A 12,309-nucleotide genomic window follows, 5' to 3' on the forward strand; every position below is an offset into this window, starting at 1 on the left:
ATTAATGGGGAGCCCGACACCCCCGGCTCATGGCCCGACCAGAGCCTGGCCAAAGCCTGACCAAAGCCTAGCCGGAGCCTGATCAGAGGCTGACCGGCGGGCGGTCCGGGGCCGGCTGGAACTGGTTGGAAAACTGGAGAATCGGGCGGCAGATGGGGGCAGATGGCGTCAGAGGTTGGCCAGCTCGACGTCGGAGCCGGACAGGGTCAGGCTCAGCCCCGTATCGGTCACCGAGACCCTGTCCAGACTCAATCCCTGCGGCAGTTTGTCGGCGCCGATCGAGATCTCGGGCGTCTCCAATCCGAGATAGGACAGAACGGGACGGCCGTAGAAGGTGGAGTTGACGTCGAGCTCGGTTCCGCGAATCGTGACTGATGTAACAGTCAAGAGCAGTCCCCCATCATCGGCGACCGCCGGTGCGATCGTCATGGACGCATCGATCCCGAACACCTTGGTGGAGGCGATCATGGTTCCGGGGTCGTCGGCGGTTCCCAGGTCACCCGCCTGCACGCTCAGGGCCGGCGCGCTGGGCTTCGCGGCCTCGACCATGGTGGTGAGCTGGTCCCACCCGACCGAGGCCGTGGCGTCCATGCTGCCCGCGGGGAAGGGATCCGACAGGCCGATCGCCGTCAGGGCGACGTCGACGCCGAGCAGCTCCAGACCGCCCTGCTCCGCGTCGTCGTCCCCGTCGGCCGAGTCCTGCCCGTCGGCGCCGCCCGCGGAGGGCAGATCCAGCTCGGCGGCGGTGACCTCCAGGGAGTCCAGCTCGCCATTGAGAACCTGGGGCAGGACGAGGCCCCTGGTGGTGACCTCGGCATCGGAGGACAGGCCCGGCATCGCCGAGCGGACGGCGGAGGCGATCTGGGAGCGCACATAGAACTCGGCGCACACGCCGACTCCCCCCGCCGCGAGCACGAGTACGAGCAGGACCACGACGACGATCACGCGCCCCCGGCGCCGACGACGACGCACCCGAGCGCGCTGCTTGGCCACGACGGCCCGGACGATGTCGCTGTCGTCATCCGGAGCCTCGGGAGCTCCCGCAACTTCCGCCGCCTCAGGAGCTCCCGCAACTTCCGGAGCCTCCGCCGCCTCCTCAACAATGGGAGCGGCCGAGCCGCCATCGGGGGCGGCGAGATCCGGGGTGATGGCGCTCGCGGCCGCCCCATCGGACTCAGGCAGGTCCTGACGGCCCCGCGCACCCGCGGCCGGCAGGGCTCCGTCCTTCGGAGCCGCCGGAGTGACAGCAGCGCCCTCGACAGGCGCGTTCGAGGACCGCTGCCCCGCAGGGGTCTCGCGTCCCGCCCCCAGGGGCTTCCAGTGCCCCGAGGCCCCCGGGAGCCCTGAGAGCCCCGAGCCCCCTGTGCGGGCGGTGGTCCCGCCGCCCGCCCCGGTCTCGTCGTCGTCCGCCACGCTCAGTCCTGTCCGCCCTCTGCACCGGTGTGCTTGTCGGCCCCGATCGAGGCCGTGTTCGTATCGGCCTCGCGCGCGGCGCCCCTGTTGGCGGCGTGCTCCTGGTCGAGCATGGGCAGATCCTCTGCGGTCACCATGAGGGTGGCCACGGCGTGCTCGACGAGAGCCGTGCGGCGGTTGGAGGCGGCCCCTCCCGCGCGTCCGCCGCGCAGGCCCCGCACGCCCACACGATCGAGCTTCTCGCAGACATTGTCGAGCTTGCGGTTGAACTTGGTCAGGGGCCAGCCCAGGCGCGCGGCCGCCGCGGCCGATGAGGGGATCTCGGCGGCGCCGGTGCCCGCGCGCCGCAGCACCGGCTCGGACAGGGCGAGCACGAGCAGCAGCTGCGATTTGGTCATCGGAGTCACCCCGATGGTCGTCTGGCCGGTGGCCTGGTGAACGCCGTCGATCCCCGAGAAATGGTCCTCCCCCGCGGTGATGAGATCGATCTCGTAGGTTGTGGGCCCCGCAGAGAAGGTGAGGATGATGCGCCGGAAGACCAGGGGCAGGCGCGCCCCCGGAGCGAGCCGGGACTGCACCAGCCCGTCCCCATCGGTCAGCGTCGCCGATAGACGCGTGCCCTCATTGGCGATCCACCACAGGCCGCCCTCATGCGCCAGCACGAGAAAGCGGCGGTGAAGGTAGGGATTGTCATCGATGTCGAGATCCCCGCCACGGCCGATGACGAAGGTCTCGTCGATGCCGATGCGGTGCACCTCGCCGGAGAAGTCGAGGACCAGCTCGTCAGGCCGGTCCGGATCGATCTCAGGGCGTTCAGTCCAGGTCAGATCGCTCATGTGAAGCCTCCTTACTGTTCAGGAGCGGTGTGAGGGGTTTCGTGCGCGCGGGCGCCGAGACTAGCGAGACTAGATGGGAGGCTCGACCCGCAGTATGACGCCGTCCCCGACATCCAACAAGTCTCCCACGTACAGCGGCGTCGGCAGGGCGGCTGCGAGCAGGACCGCGGGCATCCCGGGGCGCAGGAGCACCGTGCCGTTGTTGGAGCTCAGGTCGCAGGTGAGCACGTTCCACCCCGCCGTGGTGATCGACAGGTGCGAGCGCGAGACCAGATGGGTGGGACTGGGCACCTCCAGAAGAAGGGCGCCGGGCTCGCCACCGGGCTGCGCGCTCGGCGCGCGTCCGATGACGATGTCGCCGCGCACGGGAACGCTCACCCCGGTGGACAGGGTGAGCATCGCCAGAACAGGCCGCGGAACGGGAATCAACTGCCCGCTCAGAGGCGCGGGGCAGCACAGGCAGACATGGGCGTCCGGCGGATTGGCATGGCCCACGACGCAGATGGCCGCGGTCACCATCGGGATCGGCACGGCCTCCTGAGGCAAGGCCCCCGTGGCGCTCGAGGAGGACGGAAACGGGTCCGAGGCCTCAGGACCCGGCGCACCCGCAGGCGTCAGGGCCCTGGTGAAGGAGGCCGGGGACGGGTCCTGGTCGAGGCCATCGGCCGCCACCCCCGCGGTGCGGGCGGGCTCACCCGATTCAGCGGCCCCGGACACGGTCGATTCAGAAGAATCGGAAGAAGACGCGTCCGCGACAGCGCGCCGGCGGCGGCGCCCCGACCCCGGCTCGGGCTCGGGGTATCGCGCGAAGAAATCCGACAGCACGGAGGCGGACTCCGCAGGGCCGTCAGGGCCATCAGCCCCGTCAGGGCCGGCCCCCGGAGTCCCGCGATTCGCGAGCGCATCAGCGATGCCGGGGCCACCGGGATCACCAGAGCCACCGGGATTACCGGGCTCGATGCCCATCGGCAGGTCGTCGGGATCGACCCACACGCCGGTCTCGGCCCCGCTCGCGCAGCTGGGAGCGGGGGACGCGGAGGACTCAGCGGTCTCGGGCGTGGGCGGCCCGGCGGACAGTGGTCCCGTGGCGGCATCGGTCCGCGCACCGCCATCGGTATCGCCATCGGCATTCGGCCGCAGGACTGGCGGCAACTGCTCGACGGGAAGCGCCGATGCCGGATTCAACGTGGTCTGCGGAGGAAATGTCGGCGGGATCGCAGTCTGGTACGTCCTGGCGGACCCCGCCGTCTCGGAGGCGACCACCGGCGACGGCGCGTCCTCCGGGCGTCGGAGCCGAGTCGTGTTCACGGGCTCGTCCGCGGTCGTGGCGGAGGCGGACGTCGGGCAGGCGAGATCGGCCGGACCCCAGGCGCGCCGGTCGCCCGGAGCCAGCGGTCCGGTCGGGCCCCCGAGGGACTCGAGCACCGCCTGCGCCACCTCCGAGGGGGCGTCCGGAGCCAGCAGCGCCTCGCCCCAGCGCCCGACAATGCGCTCGGGAGCCCCCTTGGCCCCCTCGGGGCCGCTGGAGGCCGAGCTCGCAGGGCTCGCAGGGCTCGTAGGGCTCGCAGGGCTCGTAGGGCTCGCAGGGCTCGCAGGGCTCGCCGTGCTCGCAGTACTGGCAGGGTTCGCGGGGCTCACAGTACTCATAGCGCCGACTCCGGACTCATAGCGCCGACTCCGGGACGAGATCGACGACCAGAGCGGTGGTGTTGTCGTGCCCACCGGCCTCGAGCGCGGCGGCGACCGCCGCCTCGGCGGTGTGCTGCGGGCGCATACCGGCGTCGAGAACAGTGGCCAGGGCCTCGTCGTCGAGCTCGTCGCTCAGCCCATCGGAGCAGATGAGCAGCCGGTCGCCGCACTGGGCGTCCACTGTGCGGATGTCGGGAACGGCCTCCTGGTCCAGGCCGGCCCCCAGCGCCCGGGTGACGACGTTCTTCCTGGGATCGCGGCGGGCCTGAGCCGGTGTGAGCTGACCGGCGTCGATGAGCGCCTGAACCTGCGAATGGTCGCGGGACATCTGGGTGAGGACTGCGTCACGCAGAAGATAGACGCGTGAATCGCCGATATTGAAGATGATCCACGTCAGCGACTCGGGCCGGCGGGCCAGGACGGCGCCGGCGACGGTGGCCCCGGGGCGGTGAGCCGCGTGCGAGGGAATGGCGGCGACCGCCTCGCCGGCCGCGAGCACGGCCTCGACAATGTCCTGCTCACCGGTGATATCGGCGCCCGCCAGAGGCGCCAGAGCACTCAGGGCCGCCCGGGTGGCGGCGCGTCCGGCGGCGTGCCCGCCCATGCCGTCCACGACGACGAATGCGGGGGCCATGGCGAGGTAGCCGTCCTCATTGACGGTGCGCAACCGACCGACATCCGTGGCCGCACCGACGACGGGTACGACGAGTGCGTCGCCCTGCGGCCGGGTTGTGGCCAGGATCTCGCTCATTGACGTCTCCTCGATACTGGTTCGGCGGTCGGGGCCCGGCTCACGACCGACGCTTGAATGGCGCAGACGATACCTGTACAGGCACGACTCGGCTCACCTCAGGTAGGCTCATGGGGACCGGTACCCACCGGCACCCCGCCCCGTCTCCCTAAGAACAACATCCATATGGCACCAGGTGTACACGGCGGGAACCGCGAACTTGTGGAGGACTCACCTCATGTCTCAGGCTCAGGACGACCTCGTCGCCGCGGCGAGCAACCCCAATGCGGAGCTCGCGACGCTGCACGAGCTCGCGAATAATTACCCGGGTCTGCGCCCCTACATCGCGGCGAACCCGCGTACTTATCCGGCGCTTCTGGAGTGGCTCGGCACACTCGGCGACCCCGCCGTTGATGCCGCCCTGGCGCGTCGCTACGGTCCCGCGCAGCCCCTGACCAGCGCGCCCGCAGACGGATCGACCCAGGTCCTGTCCGGCGAGCAGATCGGATCCCAGTCCCCGCAGGCCGCGCCCCAGCAGCAGTCGGCCGTCGAGACGCAGCGCCAGCAGCCCGTCCAGCCGGAGTACGCACAGGTCACCCAGTCCATTCAGACCGGTCAGGCCACCCAGTACCAGCAGCCTGTCCAGGCGGGCCAGCCCACCCAGGCCGTTCAGACCGGCCAGGCGACCCAGTACCAGCAGCCCATTCAGGCGGGCCAGGCGACTCAGTACCAGCAGCCCGTCCAAGCCGGCCAAGCCGTACAGGCAGGCCAGCCGCAGTACCAGCAGCCCGTCCAGGCAGGCCAGCCCGTTCAAGCCGGTCGGCCCACCCCGGAAGGCCTATTCGGCATCGGCGAGCAGGCCGAGGAGGAGGCCGGACCCCGCCCGACCCTGTGGCTGTGGATCCTCGGGGCCATCGCCATCGTCGCCGTCGTCGCTCTGATCGTGTGGTTCGTCCTGTCCAACCACGGTGACGGCGGCGATGACACCGCCGCCAACGATGACCCGGCGGGAAACAGCCAGCAGAACGAGCAGCCCAAGCAGCCGAGCCAGACCCCATCGGAATCGCCCTCCCCGAGCGCCTCGGCCAGCGCGAGTCAGAAGCTCACCGCCCCCGCTCCGCCCAACGCCATCGAGATGAGCGCCTTCAGCTCCCCCAGTGGCAATATCAGCTGCACGCTGGCAGACGACTCGGTCACCTGCACGATCAATGAGCACAGCTTCACGCCCTCGGACGCCTCCTGCAAGAACTCATCCAGCTCGCCGGTCACCTGGACCGTCAAGAAAGACGGCACCGCCACCAGCAGCTGCGGCACCTCCTTCTCCAGCACCGGCGCACAGCTCGCCTACGGATCGGCCGCGAAGAACAACAGCTTCGCCTGCACGTCGGCGGACAACGGCATCGAGTGCTGGAGCCAGGTCAGCGGCCAGGGATTCACCCTGTCCCGCGAAGCGTCCAACACCAAACAGCAAACCGGCCAGAACTGATCACGACTGATCACGGTCGGCCGCCGCCGCGCCCCGCGCGGACCCGCGCCCGCCGACCGCCGACGGCGTCGCTCCCGGCAGCGGCGCCGTCCTCCGCGTTCATCCGTGCTTATCCGCGCTTATCCGCGCTTAATTCCGTGGGCCCATCCCACGGCCGACCAGACAGGCCACCGACTCATGTCCTCCACCTACGGGCACATCCTGCGCATTCCCGGCGCGGCCGCCTTCTCCATCGCGGGGCTCCTGGCGCGCTTCCCCATGTCGATGCAGGGGATCTCGACCATCCTCGCCGTCCAGGCCCTGTACGGCAGCTACTCCGCGGCGGGCGCCGTCGCCGCGGCCAACATCGTCGCGGCCGCCCTCGGCGCGCCCGCGCTGGCGCGACTGGTGGACGAGCGCGGACAGTCCAAGGTGATGCTGCCGGCGCTGGCGGCCTCGGGAACGGCCCTGTTCGGGCTCATCCTCGCCACCAGCGCGCACGCCGATCTATGGCTGCTCATGGCGCTGGCGGCGCTGGCCGGCGGCCTGTCCGGTTCGATGGGCTCGCTCGTGCGATCGCGGTGGACCACGATCGTCACCCGCCCGGAGGACGTGCACACCGCCTTCTCCCTCGAAGCCGCATTCGACGAGGTGGCCCTCATCATCGGCCCGGTCCTGACAACGGCCCTGTGCACCTCATCAATGCTGCCGGTCACCAGCGGTTGGATCGCATCGCTCAGCCTCCAGCTCATCGGCGGGCTGTGGTTCCTGTTCCAGCGCGGAACCGAGCCCGAGCCCCACCCGCGGCGCCGTCGCGGGGGCGCACCGGACGGGTCGCCGGGAGAGCCGCAGGAGGGTTCCGCCCAGGACGACGACGCCCAGCCCCACAGGCCGGTACTGAGCCATGGCGCCGCGTTCGCCGTCCTCGTGGCCTTCCTGTTCTCCGGGGCCCTGTTCGGCGCGAGCGACGTCGCCTCGGTGGCCTTCGCCACCGAAGCGGGGCGCAAGTCGGCGTCGGGCGCGCTACTGGCGGCGTGGTCCGTCGGGTCCCTCATGTCCGCGCTCATCTACGGATCACGCTCCTGGAGGTGGCCGCTGTGGAAGCAGTTCCTCGCGGGCACGACGACGCTCGCCATCGGCGCCTCGCTCCTCCCGCTCGCGCCGGGCCTGGTGGTGCTCGGGGCGCTCATGGCCACTACCGGCATGGCGATCGCGCCGACCATCACCACCGGGAACAACATCGTCCAGGCCACCGTGGCGCCCTCCCAGCTCACCGAGGGACTGGCGTGGATCAGCACGTCTCTGAACGTCGGAGTATCGCTGGGCTCGATGCTGGGCGGGCGCGCGGTCGACACCGGAGGCAGCCGGGGCGGGTACCTGGTGGTGGCCGTCTGCGCCTGGTTCGCCGTGGCGGCGACTCTGGCGGGACTGCGGGTGCTGCGCCGAGCCCACGCGCACGCCAGTCTGCCCCACTGATTCACTCGCGCGCACGGCGTCGGGCGGGTATATCGCGTATACACAGCATACACAGCGTCGAGATCGACATTCTCGAATGAGATCGACGGTGACACCGTCGCCTTCGTTCGAGAATGTCGATCTCGACGGGGCAGGGCGTGCGGAACCGGGCCACGGGGAAGCGGCGCCGTAGACTCCAGCGGATGAACGAGAGCACCGAGAGCACTGAGCGCACCGGAAACGTGACGACCGGTCTGCGCTTCAACACCGCCCGGCTGCTGATCTCAGGCCCGGCCCAGGCCCTGGGCTGGGCCGCCCTTCTGGCGAGCGTCTACCCCTGGCTGTGGAACGCTGAAGGCATCCCGGCGTTCAAGCTCGACGCATGGATCTACTACCACGGCATCGCCCAGTGGCACGCGGGCGGAAGCCTGTACGACTGGTGGGCCAATCCCCGCGAGCAGCTGTGGCCCTTCACCTATCCGCCCTTCGCGGCCTGGGCGCTGACCCCCCTGACCTGGGTCGACGACCGCACGGCCCAGGTGCTCATGGTCCTGGCCACCCCGGTGTGCACCGCGGTGACGGCGTGGGCGACGGCGCTCGCCCTGGGGGCCAGACGGCGAGCGGCGCAGGCCATGGCGCCCTGGCTCGCGCTGGCCGGCGTGCTCTTCCTGGAGCCGATCTACAAGACCATGGAGTACGGGCAGGTCAATGCGATCCTCATGATGCTGGTCGCCGTCGATCTGTTGGCCGTACCGGCCAAGTCGCCCTGGCGCGGCGTGGGGGCGGGGCTGGCCGCCGCCTTCAAGCTGACGCCGGCGATCGCCGTCGTCGTCCTGCTGGCGCGCCGCGAGTGGCGGACCGCGGCGACCATGACCGGCACGGCCATCGGAGTCACGGCCCTGTGCTGGATCGTCTCCCCCGCCGAGTCCGCGCGGTTCTTCCTGTCCGCCATGCTCGATCCCTCCCGGGCGGGCTTCCCCGAGTACGCGGGCAACCAGAATCTCAAGGGCGCGATCGCCCGGTGGCTGCCCGAGGGGGCGTGGACGCCGGTATGGGCGCCGGCCGCCATCGCGGTCTGCCTGGGGACGTGGCTGCTGCTGCGCAGATTGACGGCGATGGCGCGCGATACAGAGGATCAGCACGACAACAAAAATGACGGCGCCTCCCCGCACGACCGTCTCATCCTGTCTGCGCAGGTGGGCGTCGCCATGATGGCGGGCCTGCTGATCTCCCCGATCTCCTGGTCTCATCACTGGGTGTGGTGCCTGCCCATTCTCATGACCCTGGCGACGGCCGCATGGCGCTGGTACTCCCCCGCGCTGGCGGTCACTGCGCTGGCGGGCGCGGCCGTGTTCGCGCTGGCGATGCAGTGGTGGTTCCCGGGGCAGAACCATGCGGAGCGGAACTGGCCCTTCATCGCCACGGTCGTCGGCTCCTCCTACACCTGGTGGGCGCTGGCCGCCGGAGTCGCACTGTGGACGGCGGGGGGGACGCGTCGCACACCACGAGATCCGCATCGACGGGCCTGACGAGGACCCCGAGACCGTAAGATCGGCCCGTGCCACTTTTCGACGTCATCCGCGCCGTTGAGGACCAGTTCCACCGGGACGTGATCCCTGTGCTCAAGCGGCGTGGCTGGCGCCCGCGCGTCATCGCCTACGACGGCTACGGCTCGGCCTGCCCCGCCCCTGCGAGCCGCGGTTCCGTTCATGCGCGATCCGACGGCGGCAGGGCGCCCTCCGACATGGCACGGGTACTCGCCCGCATGGTGCTGCGCCCGCACGACGCCCCCGCCGAGGGGCCCCTGTTCCGCTCCCTTCCCGAGGAGGTGCCCACCACCGCCCGCGACGTGCGGGACGTGCGCGAGCTGGCCGCCACCAACCTCCTGGAGGCCCAGCGCGGGTGGCGCCTGTTCGTCGACGCCCCCGTTCCCTACCTGCCCGTGACGATCCGCTTCGGGGCGGTGAGTGTGCGCACGCGGGCGGACCAGGACGGTTACATCGACGTCGTCGTGCGCGGTCACGGCCTGAGGGCCGGCTGGCATGAGGCCCGCATTGAGGCGACCGGGGCCGGCACGGTCACCACCAGGATCCTGGTGGTGGAGCCCGGGCCGCGCCTGGGCGTCGTCTCCGACATCGACGACACGGCCATGGTCTCGCACGTGCCGCGCATGTTCGTGGCGGCCTGGAACCAGCTGGTGAAGTACACCTCCTCGCGAGAGCCGGTTCCGGGCATGGCCGAGCTGCTCACCCGGATCAAGCGGGCGCACCCGGGCACGCCCGTCATCTACCTGTCGACCGGCGCGTGGAATGTCGTGCCCACTCACCGGTCCTTCTTCAAGCGACACGGCTTCCCCGCGGGCCCGATGCTCATGACCGACTGGGGACCGACCAATACCGGCCTGTTCCGCTCCGGCATCGAGCACAAGCGCACCGAGCTGCGCCGCCTCATGATCGACCTGCCCGACGTGACCTGGCTCCTGGTGGGCGACGACGGTCAGCACGACCCGCTGATCTACGGGGAGGCGGCCCGTGAGCACTCCGACCGGGTGGCGGCGGTGGCAGTGCGCCGGCTGACGCCGACCGAGCAGGTGCTGGCGGGGACTCAGCTGGCCCATCCCATGGGTCTGGGGCCGGAGGCGCGCACGCTCGCGGAGGCGGACGTGCCCGTGGTCGTCGGCGCAGACGGCTACGAGCTGGCCCGCATGCTGCCGTCCGAGTTGGTCCCCCCGGATCCGCTGCCGGCCGATCCGGAGCCGGCCTGAGCGACGCCGCATTCGCCGAGATCGGTCGTACTCCGCGCCGAGATCGGTCCAATTCCGGCTCGAGATCGGTCGTACTCCGCGCCGAGATCGGTCCATGTCCGCGATGGCAGCGATTCAGCACAGTGCTGCAGTGCGGCACCCCTACGCCGCCCCGCAAGCCGGGGAATGAGCCGCGGCGAGGCACTCGACGCGCCCTCGTCATGGCAAATGTAGGGCCGACATGAACAGCGAGCAGAACTTATTATTGGGCCCGGTCGAGTGGGCGGTGGTGACGAAGTACCTTTTCACGCCCGGCTTCTTCCTGCATCTGGAGGACAGCGGCGACGAGGTATTCATGGACAGCATGTCCTTCTCCGATGATCCGGCGTGCTGTCAGTTCGAGTATTGGCCAGACCTGGGCGAGCGCATCCGGGTACGCAGGTTTCCCGACGACGGCCGCGGCCAGATCCGAGTCACGGGCAAAGCGAGTCGATTGGCGGGCCTCACCCGCGGATACCCGACCAGGGAACTGGGGCTGCCCGCCGGTCTGGGGCCGATCGAGCTGGGGCGCGTCATCGAGCACCGCGACCGAGACATCCTGGTGCGACTGGAGGACTCGGACCGGATCGGCGTCCTGTCCGAGCAGACCCTGCTCTACGAGTCTGGTCGCCGCGTTCACGAGCGCCTCACGACCTATGAGGACGGCGAGTACCGGAAGCACTGGCCGGCAGTGGGTGCACGCATCCAAGTGCAGCGCCTGGGAGTGTGGCCCAACGGCGAGCTCCGACTGGCCGGCAGGAGCATGGTGTCTGCTCCCGGATGGCCGCTGCACTCACGGGCCGACCGCTCCTGGAACTGGAGCACCGAGTACACCCGGGCGCTGCCACCGCAGGTGGTGGATCGGGTGCGGGCGGTCGCCGACGCCGTCTCGCTGCGCGACTGGGGCCAGGCCGAGGAGCTGACCAGCGACAATCGTCTGGACTGGGAGCAGGCGGACGCCTTCATGACCACCTACGGCGGGGGGACCTACACCGCCGTGCCCGACGAGTTCACCCAGGACATGTTCGCCTCCCCATTCGAGGACGGCGGCGACTGGATCGACTGCCTGCTGTGGACCGAGCGCGAGCGCCCCAGCGACGTCGAGATCTCCCTCACGATCATCCCCGACCCGGACGCCCCCGACGGTCTGAAGGCCAGCCTGGTGCGCATGCGCGCCATCGGCCTGCGCTACCCCGGCTGCTGCGATCAGCGCCCCCGGCCCGCAACACCCGCTTGGACCACGCTCATATGACCGGCGGCCCGCTGGGCGGCCCCTCTGAGCGCCTTCTGAGCGCCTTCTGAACACCCTCCGAGCGCCCTCCAAGCCGAGCACTGCACGACCTTGCATACCCGCCTCCAGCGTCGCATCGAAAGAACCCCGTCATTCCGCGGAAAAAGATGTCGGCGGCACACAATTAATCTCTCCCATGTGCAACCCGTCCCGACTCACGGCACGGCAAGCCGCTCGCATCCGAATGACGCCTCCGCCCACCGCGCAAATCCCCCGCATCCCGGGGCCGGAGCGCTTCGCGCCCAGTAGGCTCTGGCCCAGTACCGCCACCAGCGTGAGGAGATCGCCATGGCCAGCAAGCTGCCCTTCATCATCGGCCTGGGAGCCGGCTACGTGCTGGGAACGCGAGCCGGCCGCGCCCAGTACGAGCGCATGAAAACCGCCGCCTCCCACGCCGCCTCGCGGGTCGCCGAGCGCCCCTTCGTCAAGGACAAGGTCGACGCCGCCTCCACCCGGGCCGGCCAATTCATGCGCAAGCAGGGGGAGGTCGTCACCGACAAGGTCGCCGACGCCGTCAAGGACCGCCTCTTCCGCGGCCCGGCCGACAGCGCCGCCTCGTCCTCGCCGGCTCGCGCCGTCCGCGTCGACGACGCCGAGGTCCGGCCCATCGACTGAGGGGAGGCACCCCGGAGCACCCAGAGCCGCCAG

General features: G+C 70.4%; 10 protein-coding genes. 6 read left to right on the forward strand and 4 right to left on the reverse strand.

The window, feature by feature from the left end:
• Positions 1-168 precede the first annotated feature (168 nt).
• The 4 genes from W5W_RS0100270 to W5W_RS0100285 all read right to left on the reverse strand — a co-directional run bounded on the left by W5W_RS0100270 (position 169) and on the right by W5W_RS0100285 (position 4,689).
• Positions 169-1,413, reverse strand: coding sequence for an LmeA family phospholipid-binding protein (locus tag W5W_RS0100270; RefSeq protein ID WP_017193868.1), 1,245 nt, complete (start codon positions 1,411-1,413; stop codon positions 169-171).
• Positions 1,414-1,415: 2 nt separating this feature from the next.
• A complete protein-coding gene (locus W5W_RS0100275; RefSeq protein WP_017193869.1) occupies positions 1,416-2,249 on the reverse strand; it encodes an FHA domain-containing protein in 834 nt (277 codons plus the stop codon).
• Between the two features lie 69 nt (positions 2,250-2,318).
• Positions 2,319-3,887 (reverse strand): hypothetical protein, encoded by a 1,569-nt coding sequence (locus tag W5W_RS0100280; RefSeq protein ID WP_029573963.1) that lies wholly within the window; start codon positions 3,885-3,887, stop codon positions 2,319-2,321.
• Between the two features lie 25 nt (positions 3,888-3,912).
• Positions 3,913-4,689: a PP2C family protein-serine/threonine phosphatase gene (locus W5W_RS0100285; RefSeq protein WP_017193871.1), complete on the reverse strand. Its 777-nt coding sequence runs from the start codon at positions 4,687-4,689 to the stop codon at positions 3,913-3,915.
• Between the two features lie 217 nt (positions 4,690-4,906).
• On the opposite strand from W5W_RS0100285, the gene W5W_RS0100290 reads away from it, so the two are divergent.
• The 6 genes from W5W_RS0100290 (at position 4,907) to W5W_RS0100315 (ending at position 12,276) form a co-directional block, all read left to right on the forward strand.
• Complete coding sequence (locus W5W_RS0100290; RefSeq protein ID WP_017193872.1) at positions 4,907-6,154, forward strand: variant leucine-rich repeat-containing protein; 1,248 nt, start codon at positions 4,907-4,909, stop codon at positions 6,152-6,154.
• 177 nt (positions 6,155-6,331) lie between these two features.
• Complete coding sequence (locus tag W5W_RS0100295; RefSeq protein ID WP_017193873.1) at positions 6,332-7,609, forward strand: MFS transporter; 1,278 nt, start codon at positions 6,332-6,334, stop codon at positions 7,607-7,609.
• Positions 7,610-7,791: 182 nt separating this feature from the next.
• Positions 7,792-9,117 carry a glycosyltransferase 87 family protein gene (locus tag W5W_RS0100300; protein WP_017193874.1) on the forward strand — a complete coding sequence of 442 codons (1,326 nt, stop codon included), beginning with the start codon at positions 7,792-7,794 and terminating at the stop codon, positions 9,115-9,117.
• Between the two features lie 29 nt (positions 9,118-9,146).
• Positions 9,147-10,352: an App1 family protein gene (locus W5W_RS0100305; RefSeq protein ID WP_008733149.1), complete on the forward strand. Its 1,206-nt coding sequence runs from the start codon at positions 9,147-9,149 to the stop codon at positions 10,350-10,352.
• A 220-nt stretch (positions 10,353-10,572) separates the two neighbouring features.
• Positions 10,573-11,622, forward strand: a complete 1,050-nt coding sequence (locus tag W5W_RS0100310) for a hypothetical protein (RefSeq protein ID WP_154650208.1) — start codon at positions 10,573-10,575, stop codon at positions 11,620-11,622.
• A gap of 327 nt (positions 11,623-11,949) precedes the next feature.
• Positions 11,950-12,276, forward strand: a complete 327-nt coding sequence (locus W5W_RS0100315) for a hypothetical protein (protein WP_008733130.1) — start codon at positions 11,950-11,952, stop codon at positions 12,274-12,276.
• Positions 12,277-12,309 lie beyond the last annotated feature (33 nt).

This window comes from Actinomyces massiliensis 4401292, assembly GCF_000269805.1.
GTDB classification, from domain to species: Bacteria; Actinomycetota; Actinomycetes; order Actinomycetales; family Actinomycetaceae; genus Actinomyces; species Actinomyces massiliensis.